25 protein-coding genes and 1 tRNA gene are annotated in these 25,058 nt (G+C 41.8%); 3 read left to right on the forward strand and 23 right to left on the reverse strand.

From position 1 onward, the window contains the following. Positions 1–22: 22 nt before the first annotated feature. From PHW01_01020 to PHW01_01095, 16 genes are all read right to left on the reverse strand, one after another. Positions 23–880: a hypothetical protein gene (locus tag PHW01_01020; GenBank protein MDD5626586.1), complete on the reverse strand. Its 858-nt coding sequence runs from the start codon at positions 878–880 to the stop codon at positions 23–25. Between the two features lie 293 nt (positions 881–1,173). Then, a complete protein-coding gene (locus PHW01_01025; protein MDD5626587.1) occupies positions 1,174–1,713 on the reverse strand; it encodes a sigma-70 family RNA polymerase sigma factor in 540 nt (179 codons plus the stop codon). 101 nt (positions 1,714–1,814) lie between these two features. After that, entirely contained in the window at positions 1,815–2,090 is a 276-nt protein-coding gene (locus PHW01_01030) for a hypothetical protein (GenBank protein ID MDD5626588.1), read from the reverse strand. Positions 2,091–2,143: 53 nt separating this feature from the next. After that, positions 2,144–2,215 (reverse strand) — tRNA-Glu (locus PHW01_01035). Between the two features lie 255 nt (positions 2,216–2,470). Then, entirely contained in the window at positions 2,471–3,757 is a 1,287-nt protein-coding gene (locus tag PHW01_01040) for a UDP-N-acetylmuramoyl-tripeptide--D-alanyl-D-alanine ligase (protein MDD5626589.1), read from the reverse strand. Positions 3,758–3,918: 161 nt separating this feature from the next. Beyond that, positions 3,919–5,679, reverse strand: a complete 1,761-nt coding sequence (locus PHW01_01045) for a penicillin-binding protein 2 (protein ID MDD5626590.1) — start codon at positions 5,677–5,679, stop codon at positions 3,919–3,921. A 202-nt stretch (positions 5,680–5,881) separates the two neighbouring features. Next, positions 5,882–6,250: a hypothetical protein gene (locus PHW01_01050; GenBank protein MDD5626591.1), complete on the reverse strand. Its 369-nt coding sequence runs from the start codon at positions 6,248–6,250 to the stop codon at positions 5,882–5,884. A gap of 35 nt (positions 6,251–6,285) precedes the next feature. Further along, positions 6,286–7,221 carry a 16S rRNA (cytosine(1402)-N(4))-methyltransferase RsmH gene (rsmH, locus tag PHW01_01055; GenBank protein ID MDD5626592.1) on the reverse strand — a complete coding sequence of 312 codons (936 nt, stop codon included), beginning with the start codon at positions 7,219–7,221 and terminating at the stop codon, positions 6,286–6,288. Between the two features lie 170 nt (positions 7,222–7,391). Next, entirely contained in the window at positions 7,392–7,823 is a 432-nt protein-coding gene (gene mraZ / locus PHW01_01060) for a division/cell wall cluster transcriptional repressor MraZ (GenBank protein MDD5626593.1), read from the reverse strand. A 1,111-nt stretch (positions 7,824–8,934) separates the two neighbouring features. Beyond that, entirely contained in the window at positions 8,935–9,483 is a 549-nt protein-coding gene (locus PHW01_01065) for a hypothetical protein (protein ID MDD5626594.1), read from the reverse strand. Positions 9,484–10,067: 584 nt separating this feature from the next. After that, the gene (locus PHW01_01070) at positions 10,068–10,262 is read right to left on the reverse strand and encodes a hypothetical protein (GenBank protein MDD5626595.1); all 195 of its coding nucleotides are present in this window, start codon (positions 10,260–10,262) and stop codon (positions 10,068–10,070) included. Positions 10,263–10,761: 499 nt separating this feature from the next. Next, positions 10,762–10,893 carry a hypothetical protein gene (locus PHW01_01075; GenBank protein MDD5626596.1) on the reverse strand — a complete coding sequence of 44 codons (132 nt, stop codon included), beginning with the start codon at positions 10,891–10,893 and terminating at the stop codon, positions 10,762–10,764. Between the two features lie 516 nt (positions 10,894–11,409). Beyond that, a complete protein-coding gene (locus PHW01_01080; GenBank protein MDD5626597.1) occupies positions 11,410–11,667 on the reverse strand; it encodes a four helix bundle protein in 258 nt (85 codons plus the stop codon). A 27-nt stretch (positions 11,668–11,694) separates the two neighbouring features. After that, entirely contained in the window at positions 11,695–12,873 is a 1,179-nt protein-coding gene (locus PHW01_01085; protein MDD5626598.1) for an ABC transporter permease, read from the reverse strand. Positions 12,874–12,936: 63 nt separating this feature from the next. Then, complete coding sequence (locus PHW01_01090; protein MDD5626599.1) at positions 12,937–13,599, reverse strand: ABC transporter ATP-binding protein; 663 nt, start codon at positions 13,597–13,599, stop codon at positions 12,937–12,939. A gap of 120 nt (positions 13,600–13,719) precedes the next feature. Then, a complete protein-coding gene (locus tag PHW01_01095) occupies positions 13,720–14,310 on the reverse strand; it encodes a hypothetical protein (GenBank protein ID MDD5626600.1) in 591 nt (196 codons plus the stop codon). A 304-nt stretch (positions 14,311–14,614) separates the two neighbouring features. On the opposite strand from PHW01_01095, the gene PHW01_01100 reads away from it, so the two are divergent. Continuing rightward, complete coding sequence (locus tag PHW01_01100; protein ID MDD5626601.1) at positions 14,615–16,924, forward strand: hypothetical protein; 2,310 nt, start codon at positions 14,615–14,617, stop codon at positions 16,922–16,924. Between the two features lie 193 nt (positions 16,925–17,117). On the opposite strand, the gene PHW01_01105 is transcribed toward PHW01_01100, so the two are convergent. The 7 genes from PHW01_01105 to PHW01_01135 all read right to left on the reverse strand — a co-directional run bounded on the left by PHW01_01105 (position 17,118) and on the right by PHW01_01135 (position 22,339). Beyond that, positions 17,118–17,729: a sortase gene (locus PHW01_01105; protein ID MDD5626602.1), complete on the reverse strand. Its 612-nt coding sequence runs from the start codon at positions 17,727–17,729 to the stop codon at positions 17,118–17,120. Between the two features lie 83 nt (positions 17,730–17,812). Then, on the reverse strand, positions 17,813–18,250 hold the full coding sequence (gene rplL / locus PHW01_01110) for a 50S ribosomal protein L7/L12 (GenBank protein ID MDD5626603.1): 438 nt from the start codon (positions 18,248–18,250) through the stop codon (positions 17,813–17,815). Between the two features lie 50 nt (positions 18,251–18,300). Further along, positions 18,301–18,834, reverse strand: a complete 534-nt coding sequence (gene rplJ / locus PHW01_01115; protein ID MDD5626604.1) for a 50S ribosomal protein L10 — start codon at positions 18,832–18,834, stop codon at positions 18,301–18,303. Positions 18,835–19,093: 259 nt separating this feature from the next. Next, positions 19,094–20,107 (reverse strand): endolytic transglycosylase MltG, encoded by a 1,014-nt coding sequence (gene mltG / locus PHW01_01120; protein MDD5626605.1) that lies wholly within the window; start codon positions 20,105–20,107, stop codon positions 19,094–19,096. A gap of 53 nt (positions 20,108–20,160) precedes the next feature. Further along, positions 20,161–21,240, reverse strand: a complete 1,080-nt coding sequence (locus PHW01_01125; protein ID MDD5626606.1) for a mannose-1-phosphate guanylyltransferase — start codon at positions 21,238–21,240, stop codon at positions 20,161–20,163. Positions 21,241–21,297: 57 nt separating this feature from the next. Continuing rightward, a complete protein-coding gene (locus PHW01_01130; GenBank protein MDD5626607.1) occupies positions 21,298–21,654 on the reverse strand; it encodes a four helix bundle protein in 357 nt (118 codons plus the stop codon). After that, positions 21,644–22,339 carry a protein-L-isoaspartate(D-aspartate) O-methyltransferase gene (locus tag PHW01_01135; GenBank protein MDD5626608.1) on the reverse strand — a complete coding sequence of 232 codons (696 nt, stop codon included), beginning with the start codon at positions 22,337–22,339 and terminating at the stop codon, positions 21,644–21,646. The genes PHW01_01130 and PHW01_01135 overlap by 11 nt, the downstream gene beginning before the upstream one ends. Positions 22,340–22,636: 297 nt before the next feature. Here PHW01_01135 and PHW01_01140 point away from each other — a divergent pair, with 297 nt between their 5' ends. Together PHW01_01140 and PHW01_01145 are read left to right on the forward strand one after the other, a co-directional pair. Further along, positions 22,637–22,963 carry a hypothetical protein gene (locus PHW01_01140; protein MDD5626609.1) on the forward strand — a complete coding sequence of 109 codons (327 nt, stop codon included), beginning with the start codon at positions 22,637–22,639 and terminating at the stop codon, positions 22,961–22,963. A 395-nt stretch (positions 22,964–23,358) separates the two neighbouring features. Beyond that, complete coding sequence (locus PHW01_01145) at positions 23,359–24,780, forward strand: CAP domain-containing protein (protein ID MDD5626610.1); 1,422 nt, start codon at positions 23,359–23,361, stop codon at positions 24,778–24,780. Positions 24,781–25,058: the final 278 nt, after the last annotated feature.

Consider the following 25,058-nt stretch of genomic DNA (forward strand, 5'->3'; position numbering starts at 1 on the left):
ATGTATGTCAGACCCCGGGAAGCTAAATTAGTTCCACTCCTTTCACTTCCCATCCTTCCTTGCCATCTTCTATGATCTCCTTAAAGATAAAGGAGTCAGTCGACTTGGTGGTACGAAATCCACCATTTGGAGGCAGAGAAGAATAATGTATTTTACAGCACCATAACTCTCCGCCTTGACGCACTACTGCGCAGCCGACACCTTTACTTTCAGTGAAATAGTCAACTATTCCAAAACCATCGTTGGTTAACTTTTCACTATAGTTATAGTGGGGAATGTGACGATCGTCATTTACGCTACCCTTGTGGTCAACCACTTCGTCCCACGTAAGGTGAGTATATTCAGGAGCCTCATCAAGAACCTGATATTTGAACCTGTCAATTATAACTTGATCAAGACCAACCCAAGGCGCAAAGTAAGGGTTAACTATTGCCGGTTTTCCATTTTGTTTTACGACCTCCCCACTATAGAGAAGTTGATAACGGAGATAAATACGATAGTCCTGGGACGCAAGGGATACTTGAAAAAATTGGAATCCTCCCTTGCCAAGTTTTGCAACCACATATATCTGATTCTTGGGCCACTTGGTAAAGCCTTTGGGAGGCTTACCAATAGTAGACACTGGAAAACGATATGTGATAGAGTTACCTTCCTGTAATCCTTGGAGAAGTCCAAATGTTGGCGCTTCCTCCTCTTCATCCCTATGTGCGCAGAAGCTTTCCAGGTGATATTTATGTGGCACTCTGATAACCAGGTCAAGTTTTGTATTAGGCGGTAAAGTACCTATAAGACCTTGCCTGCCAATACTCATATCTTGACCATTTCTCTCTACCGCGATCTCCGCATCAGCAACACCGATTCTGAAATTCAACATATTCATTAGAAACCTCCTATGCGAAACTTATAGTTGACACCCAACTAGACACGACTGAGAATAATAAACAAAAAAAGAACCATCTAAATCTATGAAACTGGATTATATCATATCTGTCGTAAAAAGTCAATAGTTTTAGCATCCCCAATACGTTATTTTTGCTGAAATAAGCCAAAAATGGCTATTTTTAACCCTGAATTCCGCCCTCTTCCTGACAAGTGGGGTTATTTGTATAGACGCAAAATTTCGTGCCCCCTCCTCAAGAAAAAAGAGACCGCTTTTAAAAGGTCTCTTATAGATTAGACATAGCCACAACTTCTGGCATACCCTACCAGCAGATCTCGCAGGAGTTGACGTCCTCTGTGCAATCTGGACATCACTGTGCCTACGGGACATTTAAGAATCTCTGCAGTCTCTTTATATGTATGTCCATATAGAGAAAGGATAATCGCTTCACGACAATATTCCGGAAGCGCTTTGATGACTGATGAAACTTCATCATAAAACATATCATACAAAACTTCATCTTCCGGCGTCTTTTCATTAATCAGCTCACCCTCTCTTTCCGCTTTGTCTATATCCACCTTTTCGGGTTCTCTTCCTTGTTCACGATAACTATTGATAAATAAATTCTGCAAAATTTTTGACAGCCACGCCTTCATATTCGTCCCTTTCTTAAATTTATCAAAGAACTGCCAAGCCCTAAGAAGGGTCTCCTGCGTCAAATCCTCGGCGTCCATCTCGTTTCTCGCCATTCGCAGAGCATTCTGATAGATATAATTCATCCAAGGCAGGATGAGCTCTGCAGACTTATCTGGCGTTAAAGTGTTATCAGCCATCTTTTCCCCTCCCTTACTCCAGAAAAATTAATAGCTTCAGTATGTTCTGATGGTCATATATTTTCGCTCACTTCCGGAGCAACTAAGAATACCAAGCTCTTTTAAAAAATCCATTTCCTCAAGAAATAGATCACTGGCGAATAAAGCACTAGCGCGACCATAAGCACAATAAAGGTTTGATAGAGGCGATGATGCGCCGCTCTATCCGAATAAAGGCGCAAGGTGTTGCGAATAGTATGCTTTATCCACCAACTGCCCACATATAAAGAGAGAATCAACCCAGCGTATTTTACGCTGGATAGGATTAACCGCGCGCATATTGCCGGCAGTTCATTGAAAAAAAGAACGAATGAGAATAGAAATATTTTCTTTTTCAAAACAAAAGACCCTCCTTAATATTAGAATCTGAAATCTGGAATTTATAATCTCGTACCGCCACGGGGATTTGAACCCCGGTTACTGGGCTGAGAACCCAGTGTCCTAACCACTAGACGATAGCGGCAAAAATAGAAATCATTATAAATTAAGATAATTTTATCAAATTCAGTTTGAGCACATTTACAAATTTTGTTCTCAAATTTTCAATTCTCAATTTTTAATTTTCATTAAATTTTTAATGAATAAATTTTCAAACCCCGTTAGAAATGATAAATTTCTAAACAGGGCAAACAGTTTAAAAATTAAGTAATTGGAAATTTAATAGAAATTGTCTCGCTATGCGAGATCTGGCGAAGCCAGAAAAATTAGAAATTAAAAATTATTTTCTAGACCATTCTTCGTTCTGCCTCACGAGCAGTTCCCGCGCGCGCAAGGGTTCAAACATTATGTCTTTAACAATCTTTTCCATCCGCATTGCCTGCGAACCCTTTACGAGAATAATATCATTAGGTTTTAAAATATTCTCAATATCCTCCAAAACCTCGTCAGTGTAATTATATTCAACGATTCTCTCTTCCGTCATTCCAGCCCGCCGCGCTTCATCCGAAGCAAAATTCGCTCGGTCGCCGACCGTGATTAAAAGGTCAGCCATTGAACGGGCAACCCGCCCCACCTCTCTGTGACCTCTTTCTGTTTCTGTCCCCAGCTCCAGCATATCGCCCAAAATTGCCACTCTTCTCCTTCCGGCGGGCGCAACTTCCGCTAACGCGCGCAAAGCGGCGATCATAGAGACAGGCGCGGCATTATAAGTATCGTCAATAATTAAACTATTTTTGATCCCGGGGAGCATGCGCATTCTGCCTGCTGGCGCTTGAAAATGTTTCAGGCTTTCCGAAATCTTAATCAAATTCATTTTAAAATAAATCCCAACGGCGGCGGCGGCGAGCGCGGCATAAATCTGATGCCGACCCAAAACTTTTGGCAAATGCACCGGCACACTATTGCCTTTGTAGTTTAATTTGAAGCCTAACCCCCCTTGATTGGAGATGACACGAATATCTGAAGCCACTATTTCTTCTCGCAAAGGACTTTCCTCATCCTTTAACAGGCCATATTTTAGAATCGGCGACCGACCCTTCATTTCCGCCACGCGGGGATCATCTCGGTTCAAAACAACAAGACCATCAGCCGCGACTCCCTTGACTAACTTTTCCTTCTCGTCCCGAATCGCTTCTTGCGACGCGAAAAATTCCAGATGTGAAGGACCAACGGCAGTAACTACGGCGACGTCAGGCCGCGCGATATTCACCAAATAACCAATATCTCCAGGTCGATCCGCGGCCATTTCTAAAACTAAAATTTCCGGATATTTTTTGGTCTTGATTAAAACGAGCCGCAAAGCCTGCCCCAAAACATTAAGCCAAGCGCCGATGTTCCTCGCGGGCGCTTTCACGCCGATAATGGCGAATGGCACTCCCAATTCATTATTATAATTCTCCGCGCTTTTGCGTACCCGTCCAGGAAAGGCGGCGGCAAGGACTGTATAGATAGCGTCTTTGGTGGATGTTTTTCCCACGCTGCCAGTCACCGCCACGATCTTGGGGCGGTGTTTTTTCAAGATTTTCCGAGCAGATAAAGCGAGAATTTTTTGAAGGAAAGTTTTCATAACTCTAAATTTTTATTTCTTAATTTTTAATTTTTAATTTTTAACTAATATTTATTTGCTTATTGATTTATTGCATTGCCAGGGTCAAATAATTCAATAAGACATTAAAACAATAAAAATCAGCTAAAAATTAAGAAATAAAAATCAAAAATTAAGCATTCCTACTCCGAAGGAGGAATTTGATAGTAGTTTACCAAAAACTGCGCCAGCTCTTTGAAAACCGGCGCCGCGGTATTCACGCCGTCCGCCCGAAAATTCGGTCCCGATTTTGGATTATCAAATTTCACTAAAATTAAAAATTTAGGATCTTCAATCGGACCATAACCGATAAAAGAAGTAATCACTTTTTCAGAATCATAACCCCTTTCACTTTTCAACGGCACCTGCGCTGTTCCCGTTTTGCCTGCCAAATAATATCCAGGCACTCTTCCGGTCTTAGCATAACCGTTATCCACGGAACTGACAAGCATTGCTGAAATAGTGGCGGCGGTCCCTGGTTTTAACGCTTGCCGCACAATTTTAGCGGGAATCTTTTCCCGCGTTTCGGTGCCATCAGGATTATGATGAATAATCTCTTTAACAATATGAGGGGTAACCAAATTCCCGTTCCCCGCCATTGCCGCTGTCGCGTTGGCAAGTTCAATAGGCGTAACGGCAATCCCTTGGCCATAGCCGATTGTTGCCAAATTAGATTCCCGCCAAAGCTGGGGGTTGCTTAGTTCTGTGTTCGCCTCGCTGTCCAAATCAATGCCGCTCAATTCATTAAAGCCAAGTTTAAGAAGACCATTATACAGCCTCTCCGCTCCTAAATGTTCGTTCACAAACACCATCCCCGTGTTAATGGATTTCTCCAAAACATTAGTCATTGTTTGAACGCCGTAACTTTTATTGTCATAGTTATGAATGGTGTAGCCGCCTATATTGGCCGCGCCCGTATCAGTATAGGTTGTGTCCGGAGCGACAACGCCTTCATCCAGCGCGACGGCCATACAAATTGGTTTAAAGGCCGAGCCTGGCTCATAATGTTCAAAAATTGCCGCGTTGTTAAAAACATTGATGTCTTTAACCTCCGCGTATTTATTATTATCGTATGTCGGATAATTAGTCATTGCCAAGATCTCCCCGTCTTGAGGATTCATCACGATAATAGAAGCGGAATCCGCGCCCCATTTCTCTGTCGCACTTTTTAACTCGGCTTCCGCCTTATACTGGATGGCGCGATCCAAAGTGAGAATTAAATCATCACCATTTACCGCGGGTTTAATTTCCTTTTTCCCAATAGAAATCCACCGCCCAGCCACATCCCTCTCGGCTTCTAAATGACCAGATTTTCCCGCTAACCTCTGCTCATAATAGCCTTCTACGCCATAACGGCCTTTTTTTTGGTCGCCATCATACCCGACGAATCCCAAAATATGAGCCGCGAGTCCACCTTCTGGATAGATGCGCCAAGACTCTCTGGTGAAGCCAATGCCCTTTAAATCTAACTTCTTGATCTCTTCTACCTTTTCATCTGTAACTTTATTTTTTAAAGGTTCATATAAATCGTCTTCTTTAGAGACACGCTCCAGAATAACCTTTTCATCCATTTCTAAAATAGGAGCGAGCTTTTTGGCAAAATCATCAGGATTTTTGATTTGTTTAGGAATAGTGTAAACCAAATTTAATTTTTGATTGGAAGCAAGAGGATAGAGGGCGTCTGAATATTTGTCTTGAACAAAAATCTGGCCCCGTTCCGGAGTAAGACTGGCCACGACTTGATGTTGATCTTGCGCTAAAGCCGCGTAAAAGCTGTGATTTACCACTTGCACCACAAAAAGACGGAAGATGATTAAACCCGTAATTAAAAAAACGACCGCAAGCAGAATATCTATGCGAATGTCATGTCTTTTGTGATGCTTTTTGTTTCTATGCTTATACAAGATAAAATCAAAATTTAAAAATCAAAATGTAAAATGATCATCGCTTCGCGAGATCTCGCGAAGCGAGACAATGTAAAATTTTAAAAATTCTTTTCATTTTAACATTTTAAACTGCCTGCCCGCTCACAAGCTTCGCGGGAGTGCGAGGCGGGCGGGTCATTTTGATTTTTGCCTGCCTGGCGGCAGACAGGATTTTTGCATTTTAATTTTTTATTAAAGCTACAACCGTGCCTTCGGAAGAGATATAAACAACCTTCTGAAGCGGCACCATATTTAATTTTTTAACCCCCTCTTCCACATTCCGCACGGATTGCAACTCTGCCGCGCGTAATTCTAATTCACGATTCTCTTCTTTCAAATTATCAAGTCTATCTTCTAAATCTTTAATCTCATAGCCCTTCGTAGCTATTTGATTGGCTTGAGTGAGATAGAAAAGACTGATTAGACACAAAAGAATAATCGTCACAAAACACAAAGTAACCGGCCCAATTTTGATCTTCCCCCTAATTGCTTTTTTTCTTTTTCCTCTTTGAATATCACCGCTCTTGGAAAGTGTAAGAAAACGCGCCATTTTTCAAATCTTGACTAATCCCCCTTTTTCTTTGATTAGCCAACAATTTTTTCCGCGACGCGCAAAAGTGCGCTTCGCGATCGTGGATTTTGTTTAATCTCTCTAATTTCTGGCTTAGTTGGTTTTTTATTTAAAATTTTGATTTGCGACAAATGGCCACAAATGCATTGCGGCACTTCTGGCGGACAAAGACAGCCGCGGCTCTCGGTGCGGAAAAAATTTTTCACTATTCTATCCTCCAAAGAATGAAAAGAGATAATCACGAACCTTCCTCCCCGCTCTAAAATCTCTAAAGACTGCGGCAGCACTATGCGCAGATTTTCTAATTCATTATTCACGGCGATTCTCAAGGCTTGAAAAATCTTGGTTGCCGGATGAATCCTGCCTTTTTGAAAAGATGCCACTTTCAAAATAATCTTAACTAAATCTTGTGTTGTTCCTATCTTCTGCGCTTTGCGTGCTTCTACAATCAGACGGGCAATTTCGCGCGCTTTCCGCTCTTCTCCATATACGCGCAAAATCCGCGCCAAATCTTCTTCATTATAATGATTCACGATATAAGCGGCGGTAATCCCCGTCTCTTCGCCATGCCGCATATCTAATGGCTCATCTTTCAAAAACGAAAAGCCACGGTCTGAAGACTCAAGTTCAAGAGAAGATAGACCCAAATCCAGCAACACACCTTGCGCATTTTTAAAATGATGCTCCTCTACAACTTTTTTTAAATCGGCAAAGTTACCCTGGACCAAAACGGCGCGCCCGCCAAATTCTTTTAGATTCTCGCGCGCGATTTTGATACTCGCCGCGCTCCAATCAATACCAAGTAATTTTCCCTCCGGGCCAGTGCGCTCTAAAATAGCTCGCGCGTGGCCCGCTCCCCCTATGGTGCAGTCAATGAAGTTTTGATTGGATTTTGGATTTAAATATTTAATTACTTCCTCTAATAAAACTGGTGTATGAACTATATTCATCTTGAGGACAATTTTTAATTTCTAATTTTCAATTTTCATTAAATTTCTATTTACTTAATTTTTAAACAAATAAAGATCAAACTCTCATAATCTGCTTACCGTAAAATCTAAGGGTTTAGAAATTATTTCATTAAAAAATTTAATAGAAATTAGAAATTGAAAATTAGAAATTATACTCCTAATTCTCCCATCGCCTCCGCGATCTCGGTTGAGTCTTTCTCTGTCACTGCCTTGTATTTATTCCAAAGCTCTGCGTCCCAAATTTCCAAACGGTTATACAGACCGGCGATGACGGCTTGTTTCCCAAGCCGCGCGTAGCGGCGCAAATAATCCGGGATCAGAACCCGCCCCTGCTTATCCATTTTGACGTCCATCGCGCCGGCAAGCATCAGGCGGCTGAACGCGCGCGACTTTGCTTGGCTTATAGGGAGGCTCGCCAACTTCTCGGCAAGTTTCGTCCATTCTTCTTGACCGTACAAAAAGAGACAATTATCAAGACCTCGCGTCACCACGGCTCCGCTTGCTAACTTTTTCCGAAATTTTGCTGGGACAGCCAAACGACCCTTAGTATCTAAACTATGACTGTATTCGCCGATAAACATTATAAAACAACTGACCCCAAATATTTTGGCTTTCCTTTTTTGGCGAGCGCAAAATACTTCGGATCTCCCCCTATATACTCTCGTCATTGCGAGGAATCCGCCCTCAAGCGGACGACGAAGCAATCTCCTCGCATGAAAGTCTATTTAGTTAAATTTTTATATTTTTATTCTTAAGTGGGTTTATCCACCTTTGACCTGACTTTTCCCCACTTTTGTCCACAGTTCCCCACAACAAAGTTATTATACACCATTTTAATGTTCCCGCCAACCATTGCAAACCACTCTTCCTTTTGGCTTATTTAAAAGAAAAAATAAGATAATCTCAAAATTTATCCACAGTTTTTTAAAACCCTCCCCCTGCCCGAGGGGGAGATGGAGGGGGTGGGAGCTTCAGAACCCCACCTTACCTCCCCTTTGAAAGGGGAGGGTTCAATCTTATAATTGTTGGCTCCATAGTCCTGAGTGTGAACGAAGGCTGTGGAGCCAACGAACAAAAAATTTTTCCAAATAAAAAATCCTCACCAATCTGCGAAAGGACTATTCCCCCACCTTTTAATAAAAAGGCGAAGGGGAGGAGAGAGATTTTTTCTGCGTCCAAAAAGGACACAGAAAGTCCATTCGCAGGTTGGTGAGGACAAGATGTTAGCTCCGGCAAGAGAGGTGGTGTTTCCGTATAATTTACGTTTTTGAAACCATAAATGGTAAATTCCAGGATTTTTTAAACACACCTTCAAACCGTTAAATGAGCTTGCTTGGAAATCTTGATTTGATTCTCAAACAAGCTTGCTCAAAAAAAATTGAAGGAATGGATAAACAGACGAATTATACAGATCATTTCGTTTATCCATTCCTCCTGCAGATAGATTTTGGTTTACCACCAAAAATTTATCTGCCTTGTTTTCTCTATCACTCCGCCTTTATAGGCGAAATATAGAGTAAATAAAAATGCCAAACATGCCACCACAATAATCACCTCCTCTTACAGTTAGTTTTACTACTCAACAACCGAAACTTTATTGACAGACCTCAACTAAATCTTGGAAATTTTTCCAAAGCTTGGTTGAAGGACTGACGCGAAGAAAAAAATGTGCATCAGTCCGGGTACTTTATCCTACGCTTGGGCAAAAATGATGGCAGGTCTCCGCTCATAGACCCAACCGCTTCTTACCCTAGAAAGATCGTCCGGGTTTACCTCATGGACATATTGCCCGTCTGAAGTTGAAACCATATATATCTTCAGCTCTTTGAGCTTTTCGATGTCTCCATCCTCAAGCTTGTAGTATTTTTCCCTATACGCCATGGAAGAATAATCCGATTCCTTGTCTAAGAATTCGGCAATCTTCTCTTTTTGTACATCAGGCGTGGAATAAACTTCTATCCTGTTGTTATCATGCCTATCTCTCCAATACGGAGTTGATATACTATAGAGATACACCCTATATCTAAGCACTAGCTTGCCCTTGTCGGGCGAATACCACAATTTCCCCATATCAGTAGCATGTGGGGCGGCATGGAATGCATTGAACTCATACGAATCCTTGTCGACAGTCTGCTCAATAAGATAACTTTTACATTCCTCCCAGCTATGATCAGAATGTATAGTTTTTGATGACGGGTTAAGAGCGTCCTCGACATAATGTGAATAAATCCCAACAATCATTTCTTTTCTCCTCGGTCATTTCTGACCTTTCAAAAACCTTAAACCTTTTCTTTCTTCCACCCCGTGAAAAGCCATACCTTCAAATCAGGCCATTACCCTCTTTCTGGCAGGGACGGAAAGATAAAATTAAGGGCAAATATTAATCGCTCCAAGCGACCAAGGTGGGGCAAAGACTTTCCCCCTGACAAGGGGGAATAAGAAGGGGGTTATAACCCCTCCTGCACCTCCCCTTGTCAGGGGAGGAATCTTTTTTCGCCGCACTTTGGTTGCTTGGAAATAATATTTGGTTTTAAAGAACACACAACCCCTCTTTTATCTCCCCTTATCAGGGGAGAAACTCTTAACTAGGACGATGTAGACGAGAAACAGGCGTAATAAATATTTTGGCCCTCTCCTCTACATCGTTCTATTTACTATGAACCCAATGTGGTTCATAACTAAACTGCACCCAACGTAGCATAGATCGTCTTCTTATTAACGAGAAAGAATTCATACTTCTAAGTCTCTTTCTCCCTTCCTTGCAATAACATTTGGAAAGAAACTTGGAAGTGAGGACCAGTATTTCTCTGGTCCGAAAGTTTAGCTTAGCGCAAGCCTGCCTGATGCCACACGGCATCTCTCCCAAAGTTACCGGGGTCTAGTATTTGACCCCCCAAGAGAGCCATAACGAAACTATGCGCATCACCGTCTTCGTCTTCATCTTCATCTTCGTTATCATCTGTATCCTCGTCTCCCGCTTCAGGGTCGAGGTCATTATCCTCATCATCAAAGTTTACCACTTAATTCACCTCCTCGTTTTTGGCAGTAAAATATTAAAGTTCAAACGTTTCTCAAGAAGACGATGCAGATGAGATTTTGAATGGGATTATTTCGGAAACGGCAGCTGTCTTAGGGTGAATAATTAATATGAATATTACCCTAGGTAATCCTGCCAAAAAATAATCCGTTCGCACTCTCTCCTCCACATCATTCTCTTGAGGATTCTTCGACGTTGGTTCAAGTCAGGAGACTTGAACCAATATTAGTAAACAAATAGCCCCGAGGTAGAAAACCTAAGGGCTATTTGCCAAAATTCTGAATAAGTATTAAAAGGTTCTCTCTCCTTGTGCCCTCCGAAGCACAAAGTGCATAGGCGGGCTTTTACTTATATATATAAAATTGTAAATTAGCATTTTTCTTATTTTGTTTTAGGACTATTATCATAGCATACTTTAATATTTTTGTCAAGGGTTTCACCCGATTTTGGCTCAAATAAAGCTCTTTTTTCCTGATAGGGGGTTAAACCCCTCTTTGTCTCCCCTTGTCTGGGGAGATGTTTGGATTATCCATTATTCTAAGACTATCAATAATTCTTTGCTTAGGCAGAGAAGCAAGAGCGGTGAAGATCAAACAGAGTTGAATAAAAATCATCTACGATCCTCGTTGGTCTTCACCGTTTGCGGATTCAGAAATCTTGTCTTGGATCCCCATCCAAAGGGGAGGAATTTTCTGAACCTTCTAAATCCCACATCACAAAAATCTGAAATTTAGAAGATTGGTGAGCTGGTTTTGCCTAGGTGTTTTCTAATCCCTAGAAAAGTTACTTTCCAAATCTTGTTGGAGCAAGAATTAATTTGAATGAACATATATATAAATTTTCCCTGCCCCAACTGGACTTGAAAATAACTTTTTTGATATTTTGTTTGAAGTGGTATTATATCATAATCGCATATTTTTGTCAAGAGTATATTCTCTTTTATAACAAAAAATGGCTTAGATAAGCCGAATTTGAATCGTGAATAATGAATCAGGAATTAGGAATTAGAGAATTTTTAATTTAGATGTCTTAATTAAACCATTGATGATTTTGTGCACTTTTATTGTTTGTTCGGCAATTTTTAAAAAGTCCTCCTTTACAATATATCGGACATCACGAGCGATAATCAATTAATTCTGCAATTCAGTAACCGATCCCTGCGCTCTAGAATAAAAACAAATTTTATCTTTATAGGTCTGACGGCTGAAACCTTCGGCAATATTAGAAGTGATTGAAACTACACAACGACGCATTTGGCTCACTAAACCAAACATCTCTTCTTTGGGAAATTTTTTGGTAATTTCGTAAACCATTAAAACTAACTTGTGCCCTTCTTTCCAAGCATCTAAATCCGTGAATGACTTAATTTTCTTTAATTCATTATTCATAATTCATAATTCCTGATTCATGATTCCCTATTCTCCCCTCAACGCTTCCACGGGATCCATCCTGCTTGCCCGAAACGCAGGATAAAGACCGGACAATAGACCCACAAGCGTGGCAAAAACAATAATACTGCCTATAAGCCACCAAGGCAGAGCGAATAAATCAACTTGAGTTTGGACAATGTTTTGCGCGGCAATGTAATTATTGAGCAGAGAACTTAAAATTAAAGTAATGCCCCAGCCACAGAGCACGCCAAAAAAACCGCCGATAAAACCAATCGCGGAAGCTTCCAAACTGAAAATTTTTAAAATGTCCCGCCGCGACGCGCCGACCGCGCGCATCACCCCAATCTCACGAGTGCGCTCTAGGGTAGCCATAATCATCGTATTGATAATCCCGAGGGAAGCGACGCCCAAGATGATAATCCCCACGCTTCCGAGAGCAAGTTCTAAAATCCTGAAATATTTGGTCACGCGGTCAACTAAATCATCTAAAGCGACTGCTTCCAGCCCCATCCCCTTAATTTCTTTGCTAATCCCCGCGACCTTTTGCACGGAATTTGCCTTCACCCGCAGACTATCATAAGTTACCATCTTTTTAATCTCGCTCGCCTGGGTCAAAGGGATAAAAACCCCATAGCCCAAGATATTCTCTCCCCGAGCCACGCCGACAATTTTTAAAACTAAATTCTTTTGACCGAAGGTCAGATTTAAAGATTTACCTAAAAATCTCTCCGGGTAATCGCTGGAAAACTCTTTCAAAAAATTCTCTCCTATGACAGCGCTTTCCCCTGCCAAGCTTGAAGCGGGACTACCAGCGATCAATTTAAAAACATCCGTCGCCCCTGACGGCACGGCAGTAACTAAGGTCTTGCCTACGTTTTTTTCAAAACCGCTCAAGGATACCTCATCAGCCATCAAAGTAACCATCGGATCCACCCGCGCGACATCAGGCAGGCTTTCCAGCTTGCTGATTGTTTCGGAGTCCAGAAGCCGATTCCCATCCTCTTTTTGATAAACATTAATGTCCGTTAATTCTCCTGTGTCTTTCAGGCCTTTAACGACGATCTGCTGCAAACCCACGCCCAAAGAAACCATAGAGCTAATTAAAGTCGTGCCAATAAGAATCGCGAAGGTTGTTAAAACCGTGCGCAACTTGCGGCGGCGCAGATTTTTAAAAGAAAATAATATTGCTGAAGAAAGCTTCATAAAAATTTAAATCTTTTTAGATTTTAAATTGTAATTTTTCATTTTACACTTTGAATTTTACATTTATACTATTCTCCCATCCTGCATCCTTAAAACCCGAGGCGCGATTCCCGCCGCTTCCGAATCATGGGTCACTAAAAGCACGGTGACGCCCAGGTGCTGATTAATATAAGATAAAATCTCTAAAATCTGCTGGCTTGCCTGCGAATCCAGATTTCCTGTCGGCTCATCCGCCAAAATAATCTCTGGCCGCGTCACAAGCGCGCGCGCGATTGCTACCCGCTGGCGCTGACCTCCTGAAAGTTCACTGCCCTTATGTTCAAGCCGATCGCCTAACCCGAGCCAAGTGAGCAAGCTAGCAGCGATTTTATTTCTTTTCCTCTTGGGAACATTGGCGAATAATAAAGGCAAAGCGACATTTTCCACGGCGGTTTGCGAGGAGTCTAAATTAAACATCTGGAAGATAAAGCCGATTTTTTGATTGCGGTAAACAGAAATAGCTTGGTCCGACAGACTAGTCAAGCAAAGCTGGTCTACAAAAATATCGCCCTGATTCGGACGATCCAAACCGCCGATCACGTGCAAAAGAGTGGACTTTCCCGAACCTGAGGGACCCGTGATCGCCAAAAATTCACCTCGGCTGATATTCAAATTAATGCCATCCAAGGCAAAAATATTTTCTCCGCCCATCTTGTAGATTTTAGAAACATTCTGGAGGGAAATCATAACAAATTAAAAATTTAAAATGAAAAATGTAAAATTATAACGCAAAATTTAAAATTCTTCAATTTCTTAATTTTGAATTTTGAATTGCAATTTTCAATTTTGAACTTTTAATTTTTAATTTTATATTCTTCCCCAATCCAATTCCGCTGGTTTGTGGCTGCCGATTTTGTCCACTAATTTTAAATAATCACTCTTAAAAATTGTATCCACAAAACGGTCATGCATTTCCTGACGATACAAAAATTCAGCGAGCGACACTACCGTATAATTTAACTCCTCGCCTAATCCCTCTTCTAATTTCCTCACGATACGCACGAGCGCTTTTTTATTGATCCTGCCCACAACAAACAAATCCACCGGCGAATCATCTAAACCGATGAATTTACCCGAGAGACAGGCAAACTTGATCCCCGCCAACTGCTCAATGTCCCGAGCCAATTTACTCCCCTCCAATCCCGCCTTGAAAATCAGACGCTTTAATTCCGGATACAGTTTGAACTGATCGTTCGGGTAATAATACTTCTTGCCGTCTTCAAGACGGCTCGTAAGAAGCCCTAATGTTTCCAGATTCGCCAGCTCAATCCGCACTGAGTTAATCTTTTCATCTAAACGGCGGGTTAATTCCCGCACATAATAAGATTGGGGCTTACCCGCCAGAAAAAGCGCCAACAGCTTCACCCTTACCTTGGAAGAAAATAATTGTTCCAGCATAGAGTTGCTTTGAACAAGTTAGTTGTTCATTTTTAATATAGCATAACAAAAATCAGAATGCAAAGCCGCCAATTCAAATTTGATATAGTTAGTCTAACCTGACATTAAATATAATAACCAACGGTTAAAGTTTTTGTAACTTGTAACCTATAACATATAACTCAAGGTCTTGTGTTACATGTCTGCCGCCAGGCAGGCAAGTTTCAAGTTATAAATTACAAAAATTAGAAATTTTCAATCCCTATCTCTTTGCATTTTTATCTCATAAATATTATAATATAAGTAAATACTTTGTGTATATCTTATGTTCCAACGCTCAAGGTTAGAAATTCAAAACACCAAACTGCTAATTTCTAATCCTAAGGTGCGCGAAGGCTTGTGTAATGTTTTTATTTTTGAACCTGAAAGAGGGAAAGAAAACTTAGGAGAGCTTCTTATTCTTGTCAAAATTGAGGAAGACAACAGAGATAATCGGGAGATCGCCCAAGGAATCGTGGAAATTGTAAAAAATGAATTTTACCGCGACGCGGAAAAAAATCCCGAAGAAAATTTAGAAGCTAGTTTGGTGAAAATTAATGAGATTCTGAAAGAGTTAGCCTCTTTAGGCAAAGTGGCTTGGGTGGGCAAGTTGGACGCAATCATCGCTTGTCTCCAAAACAAAAAGCTAATTTTAACCCAAACAGGAAAAGCCTTGTCTCTTTTGGTCCGCGATGGCGAGGCTAGTTTTATTACGGAAGGACGAGAAGAGGAAAAAGAAGGTCAACCCCTTAAAACTTTCAAGGGTTTAACCTTCGGTCTTTTGGAATCTAATGATCACCTTATTCTTTCCACTGCCACTTTATTTGATTTCTTCTCTCCGGCAAAACTCATCCAAATCCTCTGCCGCGGCACCTTAAAAGAAGCAAAAAATTATCTGGAAGAATTGCTCAAGGAGCAGATTGAGACGGAAATGGTGGGGACAATCCTTGTCTCCCTAAAACGAATCCAGTCTAAAAAATCTTTCAAACAAGAAGAAGGACAATTATCCGCTTTAGAAAAAATCGGCAGGCTTGAGGATTTCCCTGAAGCAGTGGAGATGGCAACAGAGGAAGCGGAAACTCAAACTGATTTCCTGCAAGCGGTGGATAAAAGGCTGGAAGCAAAAAGAAGGGGTAAGTTTCCTTTTTCCCTCTTTCACACTCTCAAAAGCTCCCTCTTGATTTTAAAACAAGGAAGGCGATCTTTCTTTAAATATGCCATTAAAATACTCCAATCTCTATGGCGGTTCATCCTTTTTCCTCTCCTTCTTCTCCTTAAGAAAATATTTTCACTGTTTCCCGTCCTTTGGAAAAAACTCCTGCCCCTCTTCAGGAAAGTAAAGGGTTTCTTGGCGCGCAAAAAGATAAAAACTCCAAGCGTCACCCCCATTCAAACTAATCAGGGAATAACCACCAAATTATCCTTTGTAAAATACATTCCGGGATTGATCAAACCGATTTCTCTCCGCCTGCAAGCTGTTCCTCTGCGAAGCAAAATAATTCTTTCCAGCCTGATCGTCGCGCTATTATTCCTTGCTTCCGGCATCATCTTCCTTAAAAAATATCATTCCCCAAAGCCCCAAGCCGCGCAAGGCGAGGAAACAATTCTCCAAGAGGCCGAGGGCAAAAGAAAAGCGGCGTTAGACGCGATGGTTTACAAAGACGAAAAGCAAGCAAGGGAACTTCTAGAAGAAGCGGACAGCCTTACGGGTCAAATTTTGGGTTCGTCCACGCATCGCGAAGAGGCAGAGAGTTTAAAAAACGCAATTGTAGAGCAATTTGACAAGATGGATAATATCACCCGCATCACAGAACCAGCGCTTATATTTAATGTTGACCAAATTAACTCTGATTTCAATCCATTAGACTTAATTGGCTTGGAGAACGGTCTCTACGCTCTCTGCAACCCTAACAATATCATCCTCCGCCTTGACCCGCAAAAGAAAGAAGCAGTCCAACTCTCGCCCAGTTTTAATGATATAGGCTACCTCGTCCGCGCTTCCCAGATTGATCAAGGAAAAAATATCCTCTTTGTCAACGCCGATAACAAATTTTCCCTTTTTGATTTTAATTCCTTTAAAATTGAACCAATCAGCGCAGAATCCCCCTTAGAGCCCAACAATATTCAGGATTTAGCTGAATATTCCAACAAAATCTATACCCTCAATCCTAGTGAAAACCAAATCGTGAAATACACGCGCACGATTGGGGGCTTATCCAAAGGAAGCTTATGGCTTTCTGAAGGCGATATTAAAAATGGCGCTTCTTTAGCAATTGACGGCGATGCCTATGTCTTGACCCTTAATGGTGAAATCTTGAAATTTCGCGCGGGAAAACAAGTGAATTTCAATAAAGCCGCAATCCAGCCCGCTCTGGAAAAACCCACGAAAATTTTCACGCGATTAAATGACAAAAATCTCTATCTTGTTGACCCCCCCACGCGGCGCATTATTGTTTTGGGAAAAAACACGAGCGAAGTGCTCCGCCAATTTACCTCGGACAAGTTTAACGACCTTAAAGATATTTGGGTAGCACCGGATGAAAAAATAATTTATGTTCTGGCGGGCAAAAGCGTCTATCAGATAGAAAACAGGTGAATTTTTAATTTTTATTCCTTATTTTTTAACTAATTTTTATTGAATTATTGTTTTATTTGTGATGTCAATAAAAATTTCTGCCCAAGGCGGATCAGCCTAGGGCTGAAAGAAACAAAAATTCGTTAAAAATTAAAAATCAAAAAATAAAAATTATAAAAACAGCCTCTTAACGCTGTTTTTGTTTAGTTTAGTTTTATTCCACCAACCTTCCTTTAACAACAAGTCTCTTAAGTGGCGTTCCAACCGGCCAACAAGTCATTAGGGAAATGGTGGGCTCGGGAGTGGATGCTAACACCTGCACTTCATTTTCGGAAACAATTATTTTATCAATGACTCTATATAAATATTCTTTACCTTGATAATATACTTTGATTTCGTCATTTATTTCTAATTTACCCAAGAGAGCGAAAATATCTTTATAATCTCCTTTGCGCCAAATATAATCTGATGAATGGCCAAGGATAAAATAATTCCCTACCTCCCCTGAATTTGCCGTCCCGGGATAATGGACGACGCCGTTCTCCAGACCCTTTTGAATCGTGCTCTCTTGGCTATTTTCCACCTCAACGACTGGCACATTCACATTAATCTTAGGGATGATGAGCCGAGTTTCCGCTGGAATCCCCTCCTCGCGAGAGGGCTTCTCTAAAATAGTCCGGATTACTTCCGCCTTGGGATATTTAGAATAAAAATAATATTCCGCCTGCTTCATCAAAGCCTGATAATTGATCACTCCAAAAACTACGGCTAAAAACAAAACCGCGTAGATTATTCTTTTAATTAAACGGAGGGGGTGAAAAAACATAGAAAATAATTAACTATTCTAATTATACCAAACTTAGAATAAAAAATCACCTCATACTCTGGAGGTGATTTTTAAATCTCTATTTATTTCAATGTTACCGTCGCTCCCGCCTCTTCTAGTTTCTTCTTAAGCTCTTCGGCTTCAGCCTTACCCATCTTGGCTTTAATCACTTTAGGGGAGCTATCCACAATATCCTTCGCTTCTTTTAGTCCCTGCCCGGTGATTTCGCGGACGAGTTTGATCACCGCGATTTTGGCATCGCCAGGGGCGGTCAGTTCCACATCCCACTCTGTCTTTTCTTCAGCAACGCCCGCGGCCTCACCGCCCCCAGCAGGGGCGCCAGCGGCAGACATAGCCATAGGGGCGCTCGCAGAAACGCCAAATTTTTCTTCGAAAACCCTAACCAACTCCGATAGGTCCAATACGGTCATCTTTCCTATTTCTTCCACAATTTTTTTGAACTTCTCTGGAACTTTAACCTTTTTTTCTTCCTTGATTTCTTCTTTTGTTTCCTCGGCCATAAATTTTGTATAAAAGGGAGAATACGAATTATCAAAATCTTGATGAATTATTATTCTGCGCCTTTTTCGCTAATATTTTTTAAAATATAAATTAAATTACGCAAGTTGCCCGCCAAAACATTAACAAAACCAGAAACCGGAGCGGCGATCGCGCCAACAACCCTGGCACGCATCTCATCGCGACCCGGAAGTCCAGCTAAACTTAAAATTTCTGTGTCCGCCAGGAAACGTTTATCTAAAATACCGCCTAAAATTTTCAAATCCTTATGCGCTTTTTTAAAATTAACTAAAACGCGGGCAGGCGCGATCTCATCTTCTAAACCAAATGCCAGAGAAAGCGGCCCCTCTACCTTCACTTCTTCCTTTAAAACCTTCAGGTTTTTGTCCTGTCCAATGGCGATTCCGAAAAGCTTTTTTTTCATAACTTTCAGAACAGCATTCTCTTTTTTTAGACAACGGCGCAGATCTTGGATTTCAGAAACTTTAAGGTTTGTAAAGTCCGCAAAAACAACGGTTTTCATTTTGCCGAAAATATCGCGTAACCATTCTACTTCTTTTTCCTTTTGTTTTCTGGTTTTGGCCATGGATTTGGAATTATGAATTAGGAATAGTGAATCAGGAATAACGAATTAGGAAGAATAAAATAAAGCCTTTTCCCAAGGCTTTATTCAAATATAAAAAAGTGGATTCTTGCCTACACGAGATTTACCAAGCGGCTCACACCGCCCTACTCGTGGTCTTGGGAAGCATATGTATTATACACTGGCAGAATAAACTGTCAACCTTAAGGGGATTAGGAATTATGAATATTTTTATATTCCTGATTCATGATTCCTGATTCATTTACGGAAGATATTTTTGCTTATTTAAATTGTGCTCCTGCAAGTTTTTGGAAAAAACAACGGGTTGTCCTTCCGGATGCAGAAAATACAAATAGTCCGTCTCTTCGGGGTAAATCGCCGCTCTTATCGCGGCTAAACCTGGGTTGCAGATCGGACCTGGCGGCAATCCCTTGTAACGATAAGTATTGTAGCGCGAATCCATTTGAACATCCTCTAAAGTAGGCTGGCGCGATTTTTTACCGGTCACGTAATTCACCGTGGCGTCGGATTCCAAAGAACGGTCCAATTCAAGGCGGTTATAAAATACCCCCGCGATCTTCGGCATTTCCTCTTCGTTAGCCGATTCTTTTTCCACAATGCTCGCCATAATTAAAATATCATATAAACTCTTTCCCTGCCTCTCTATCTCCACCAAAAGATCAGACCCAACTTTCTTTTGAAAATTTGCCAACATCTTTTTCAAAAGATCTACCGCGGCTTGATCCTTGTAAACCCGATAAGTATCGGGAAACAAAAAACCTTCCAGGGAAGATTCCGGAGGTGCCTCAAAACGATCAGCGAAGATGCTGTCTTTAAAACCGCGGGTTGCGACAATGAAATCGTCTCGCTCAATAAGCTTTAACCCCGCTAAATACTGGTCAATATCCTGCCGATCCCAACCTTCAATAATTGTAATATCTATCTCCTTGGGCTCTGGTTTGCCAGTCAAAACGCGGACAGTTTCGGGGATATTAATCTTGGGTGGCAATTTGAACTCACCCGCCTTAAAATCTTTCTCTCTCTTCTCTGTCCAGACATAGACTTCAAAATACCAAGCATCGCGAATAAAACCTTCCTTTTGCAAATTGCCGGCAATCTCTTTTACTCCCTGACCTTCCGCAATCGCAAATTGCCGCGTCCCCTCGCTCTCGTTAAAAGATCTGTGGATCTGCCATTCAATGTAAAGTAAACCCGACAGCGCGGCGAATAAAAATAGAATTGTAAAAAAAATAACGGAACGAAATATTGTCTTCATATATTGGAATCAGGAATAATGAATTAGGAATCAGGAATAGAAAATATTCATAATCACAAATACTTCTTCTGCCCATTCTTCTCCAATGTCTCCACAATCTTTTTTACATCCTGCGACCGATCCTTGGGACAGATTAACAAAATATCTTCCGTGTCAATAACCACCATATCGCGCATACCGATAGTAGCCACTAATTTTTTAGCGGGCGCATAAATTAAACTGCCGTCCGTATCCAAACCAACGTGATGGCACTTGATGTAATTCTCGGCTTGGCCGTGCGTCAAAATTTCCTTGACCGCCTGCCATTGCCCCACATCAGACCAGCCAAATTCAGCGGGAATGGTTAAAATATTTTTGGTTTTTTCCACAATGCCATAGTCCACGGAGATGGGCTTAATCTTGCTGTACTCTTGGTTTAAAACTTTTTTTTCTTCCTTTGTGCCAATGGCTTTCTGAATCTTCCTTAATTTTTTATAAGTGTCGGGAAGATATTTTTCAAAAAGCGCGACCAAGGACTTCGCTTTCCAAAAAAACATCCCCGAATTCCATAAATATTGGCCTGAAGCGATATAGCGTTGGGCGGTTTTTAAATCCGGTTTTTCCACAAAACGTTTCACATAATAAACAGCGTCCTTGCCTCGCTTTTTTAAAAGACGGCTGCGTTCAATATAGCCATAGCCGGTTTCAGGATAAGCCGGATTCATGCCCAAAATCACCGTGTATTCCGGCCTCTCCGCAACAATCTGTTCAGCCAATTTTGCCACCCGGCGGTATTCATCTTCATCCAGAATATAATGGTCAGAGTAGACGCAAGACATCACTGCCTCCGGATCCCGTTTTTCCAAAATCATTGCCGCGAGGCCTAGAGCTGCCGCTGTATCTTTGCGTTCCGGCTCCAAAGAAAAATTGGAAAGCGAAAGAGAAGGAAGTTGTTTTCTAATATCCTTAAAATTTTTCCGCCCCGTGGTAATGAGGATATGTTTTTTATCCACGGCTTTGGCTAGACGGGTGAAAGTTTTTTGTAAAAGCGTGCGGTTGCCAATAATGGCTTGGGATTGTTTGGGTTTAGCCTTGCGGCTTACAGGCCAAAGGCGCGTCCCCGTTCCGCCCGCCATAATCACGGCGTAGAACATAGAAATAAAGTTAAAAGGTAAAGTGCAAAGTGCAAAACTAAAGCGCAAAGTTCAAAATTATTTCCTTCCCTTAAGAGTTAGTAAGCTTGCTCCGAGTATTTTTGCTAGTTCCTCTACTTCTTTTAGAAGTAAACTAATTTCTTCCTTTGGGAATTTAGTCGCATCTCTTAGTAAACCTAACCAATACTTTGTTTCGTTTGCTGACTTTAAGGCAATTTCATAAAATCTAGTAAAATCCCTTTTAGAACTCGCAGCCTGGGCTTCTATAATGTTTGCTCCTACTGAAGTAGCTGATCTCAAAAGTTGATCTGCAATTATCCGAAAAATATTTTGGCTAGGTAATTTACTAACAAATTTAATAATCTGAATTGAAAAATAATATGCACGATATTTAAGTTGTTGTTTAACTTCCATAACTTTTACGCTTTAAGCTGTGGTTTTGCCTTTTGCACTTTGCCTTTTGCACTTTTACTAATGGCACAAACGAAAACCCTGGCTCTTCGGTAATTTCAAAATCATCTTCACTTATCTTTTCCAATCGCGTCATTGTGCAAGCATAAGGCGAGCCCACGGGAATGACCATCACCCCGCCCACTTTTAACTGCGCTTTTAAAGCTTTAGGAATATTGACGGCCGCCGCCGCCACAATAATGCGGCCATAAGGTGCCGCTACCGGATGCCCCTTCCAACCATCGCCTAAAATAAATTGAACATTGCGGAGACCTAATGCTTTGACATTTTTCTCGCCAAACTCTTTTAATTCCGGAATTACTTCTAGGGCGTAAACTTTCCCTTTGGCGCCAACAATATGCGCGAGCAGCCCTGTCTGCCAGCCAGAGCCTGAACCCACATCCAAAATCTTATCTCCCCTTTTCGGAGCGAGCATCTCCAGCATAATCGCGACGGTCAAGGGCTGGGAAATCGTCTGACCAAAACCAATGGGCAAAGGGGCGTTAATTTCCGACTGTTCGCGCAGATCCTCTGCGCTTCTACCCTCCCTGGGGATAAAACGAAAGCGAGGCACTCTTCTAAATGCCTCAATGATCCGCGGTGTGCGCAAATGCCCTTGACTGATTAGGGTCTCAATTAGAGCGGACATAATGATGTTTATAATCTATCACAAATTTCTTTCCGAATCAAGGGAAAGACCCCCTCTTGCCTCCCCCTTGGTAAGGGGGAGTGCCGCTCCCACCCCCTCTAGTGTCAGGTTCTTATAATGCGAGTTTCACTAATATAGGTCTGCATTCTGGCCTGCCGGCAGGCAGGCAGGCTCCATAATCCCCTCGCTTCGCTCGGGGATTATGGAGCTCCTTGACTTTTATCTTTGTATATTCTAAAATCAATGTGCCCTGAATATCCTTAGATCTTTACACTAATACTGAAAGGAGAGAAAAATATGTCTCAGGAAAAACCAAAGAGAAGGATTATGTCACAACTGGAATTGGAAGAGCTCACTGACCCAAAGATAGTTATGTCAGAAGAGGAACGAAAAAAGTACACTGGCCTTCTATTTAAGTGCAAAAGAGTTCTCCGTGGTTTCGGCTGGCATTATCTGGAAGGTCCGAATGGCATTGGTAAAGATGGCACCTTGGCAATACTGCGGCTAATGTATACAAAGGGATTACCTGACCCACACAGTATACTACACACTATCCCTTCGTTCCTCTACACTCTAGAATATGTGATACAACTATTCAAGATGTATGAGGAAAAAATGGAATAAGTGCTGCGGCATTAGATGTTAGTGATTTGACAAAACAAATGCCTTGACCCACGGAATAAGCTGGGTCTTTTTTTATAATAAATACCTCCCACCCCCTCTTAATCAGAGGGTAAAAATCCTTGCTTTTTTTCTTTAGATATGATATAATATAACCATCAAGTACAAAGAGCTCGCCCCGTGTTTAAAGCGAGCTTTTCGGCTTTTTAGGGATGTCGTTCGAACGACATTCTAAAGACATCCTAAAGAACGGTGAGACCCGCCTCCGCTAAAGCTTCCCCCTTCGCTCACAAGCTTCGGGGGACAAGTCGGAGGGTGAGACCCGCCTGAAGCCGACTACGGCGAAGTAAATCAAAACAAAAAATATCCTGCTCCAAAATAAGGGTAGGACACATAAAATGAATACCAAAACCATTCTCAAATGGTGCGTGCCGCGCAAGAACAATCAATACCAACCTTACGCTCTGCGTAAAAAGGCGCTTACCTTTTATGTCGCCGTGATTTTCATACTGAAGGCGAGCGTCGGTTTTTTGTTTTTCGCTTTTCCGGAAACCGCCTATCTCTCCCAAGTGAGCATTAAAGAAATCGTAGACCTCGCGAACCAATCCCGCGCCGAGGTAGGCCTTGCTCCCCTTAAACTGAATGCCAAATTAAATATCTCGTCCGCGGGAAAAGCCGAAGATATGATGACGAAACAATACTTTGCCCATACCTCGCCCGAGGGCGTGGAGCCTTGGTATTGGTTTGAGAAAGCGGGCTATCCCTACACCTATGCGGGAGAAAATTTGGCTCTCGGTTTTGAAACAAGCGCGGGCGTGCATCAAGCCTGGATGAATTCTAAAGGTCATCGCGACAATATTATCAATCCTAATTACAAAGAGATTGGCGTCGCGATTATTTACGGCAGTTTTGAAGGCAATTTCACCACGATTATTGTTCAGCATTTCGGCTCTGTTGAATCCACAACTCCCCAAGAAGTCCCTGCCTATCCGCCTCCGAAAAAAGAAATACCCGCGCCGACCGCTCCGCCTCAAACTCCCGCTGGTGCCGACCGCACGGCTCCCGCTCCCCCGCGCATTCTTACTCCCGCTCCCCGCTACCTGACGAATAATAAAGAAGTGACCATCACGGGACAAGCCGAAGCGGAAAGCACGGTTTTAATCTATGAAAAGAACGAAAAGATCGGCCAGACCAAAGCTACTAAAAAGAACCGCTTTAATTTTGCTTCCGCCTCTGATTTTTCCGATGGCGAACATTCTTTCCGCGCCATGGCGGTAGATAAAGCAGGAAACCGCAGCGCTTTCTCTAAAAGCGTGGCGGTGGTCATTGACACAACTCCGCCGGTGATTGATATGGAAAAATCATATATCCTGCCTACTTATCTTAATCCGCTTAAAACCTTTGATGTCTTCGCTTATGTGACTGGCGAACCGGTGGAAGTCAAAGCCACTGCCGGTCAAAACGAGGTTATGCTCAAGGAAAAAGAGGCGCATCTCTATCGCGAAGTCATTAACCAATCCACTGGCGGGGTTTGGGTTCAAGCAAAAGATGCCGCCGGCAATATTACCAAAGCAAAATTAAACTTTACCCAAAATGTCAGCAGTGAGCGCGACCTGCATCTGGTAGACTCCGACAATAGCTGGACGCTTTTCTTAAACACACTGGATCAAACTAGCCGCAATCTTATTATAGTCTTTAGCGCCGCGATTGCGATTCTTCTGCTTGTAAATATTCTTGTGCATATCAAAAAACAAAACAGTAAAACCATCAGCTCTGTCCTGCTGATTATCCTTATTAACGGTCTTCTCCTGGCGGTTTAATCTTGGTTATTCTTGGGGTTTTTAAAGTCGGAGCCTCAAAATAACAATAGTAAAACCCGCCTTCGTCTAATAGACTTCGGCGAGGTAAAACAAAAACAAAAAAACACCCTTAAATAAGTAAGAGGGTGTTTTAATTATTAAAAATATTGACAGCATGAAATAAAAAAGAATATAATGGTAGCGGATAGGTAAATACCCCTCCCAAAAGAGTATGAGCTTATTCCAGCCTTCAGGGAGCCCTTGATTTTGAAGAAAGCTTCCGGAAGGCTTTTTATTAT

Source organism: Patescibacteria group bacterium (assembly GCA_028717685.1).
Classification (GTDB): domain Bacteria; phylum Patescibacteriota; class JAQUNI01; order JAQUNI01; family JAQUNI01; genus JAQUNI01.

Bases quoted from the DNA above. Each gene is read 5' to 3' on its own strand.
- PHW01_01075 (MDD5626596.1), bottom strand. From the start codon at position 10,893: ATGATTTTTATTCAACTCTGTTTGATCTTCACCGCTCTTGCTTCTCTG.
- mltG (MDD5626605.1), bottom strand. From the start codon at position 20,107: ATGAAGACAATATTTCGTTCCGTTATTTTTTTTACAATTCTATTTTTA.
- rplL (MDD5626603.1), bottom strand. From the start codon at position 18,250: ATGGCCGAGGAAACAAAAGAAGAAATCAAGGAAGAAAAAAAGGTTAAA.
- PHW01_01135 (MDD5626608.1), bottom strand. From the start codon at position 22,339: ATGTCCGCTCTAATTGAGACCCTAATCAGTCAAGGGCATTTGCGCACA.
- PHW01_01140 (MDD5626609.1), top strand. From the start codon at position 22,637: ATGTCTCAGGAAAAACCAAAGAGAAGGATTATGTCACAACTGGAATTG.
- PHW01_01105 (MDD5626602.1), bottom strand. From the start codon at position 17,729: ATGTTTTTTCACCCCCTCCGTTTAATTAAAAGAATAATCTACGCGGTT.
- PHW01_01020 (MDD5626586.1), bottom strand. From the start codon at position 880: ATGAATATGTTGAATTTCAGAATCGGTGTTGCTGATGCGGAGATCGCG.
- rplJ (MDD5626604.1), bottom strand. From the start codon at position 18,834: ATGGCCAAAACCAGAAAACAAAAGGAAAAAGAAGTAGAATGGTTACGC.
- PHW01_01050 (MDD5626591.1), bottom strand. From the start codon at position 6,250: ATGGCGCGTTTTCTTACACTTTCCAAGAGCGGTGATATTCAAAGAGGA.
- rsmH (MDD5626592.1), bottom strand. From the start codon at position 7,221: ATGAATATAGTTCATACACCAGTTTTATTAGAGGAAGTAATTAAATAT.
- mraZ (MDD5626593.1), bottom strand. From the start codon at position 7,823: ATGTTTATCGGCGAATACAGTCATAGTTTAGATACTAAGGGTCGTTTG.
- PHW01_01025 (MDD5626587.1), bottom strand. From the start codon at position 1,713: ATGGCTGATAACACTTTAACGCCAGATAAGTCTGCAGAGCTCATCCTG.
- PHW01_01040 (MDD5626589.1), bottom strand. From the start codon at position 3,757: ATGAAAACTTTCCTTCAAAAAATTCTCGCTTTATCTGCTCGGAAAATC.
- PHW01_01065 (MDD5626594.1), bottom strand. From the start codon at position 9,483: ATGATTGTTGGGATTTATTCACATTATGTCGAGGACGCTCTTAACCCG.
- PHW01_01090 (MDD5626599.1), bottom strand. From the start codon at position 13,599: ATGATTTCCCTCCAGAATGTTTCTAAAATCTACAAGATGGGCGGAGAA.
- PHW01_01145 (MDD5626610.1), top strand. From the start codon at position 23,359: ATGAATACCAAAACCATTCTCAAATGGTGCGTGCCGCGCAAGAACAAT.
- PHW01_01085 (MDD5626598.1), bottom strand. From the start codon at position 12,873: ATGAAGCTTTCTTCAGCAATATTATTTTCTTTTAAAAATCTGCGCCGC.
- PHW01_01080 (MDD5626597.1), bottom strand. From the start codon at position 11,667: ATGAATAATGAATTAAAGAAAATTAAGTCATTCACGGATTTAGATGCT.
- PHW01_01100 (MDD5626601.1), top strand. From the start codon at position 14,615: ATGTTCCAACGCTCAAGGTTAGAAATTCAAAACACCAAACTGCTAATT.
- PHW01_01125 (MDD5626606.1), bottom strand. From the start codon at position 21,240: ATGTTCTACGCCGTGATTATGGCGGGCGGAACGGGGACGCGCCTTTGG.
- PHW01_01130 (MDD5626607.1), bottom strand. From the start codon at position 21,654: ATGGAAGTTAAACAACAACTTAAATATCGTGCATATTATTTTTCAATT.
- PHW01_01095 (MDD5626600.1), bottom strand. From the start codon at position 14,310: ATGCTGGAACAATTATTTTCTTCCAAGGTAAGGGTGAAGCTGTTGGCG.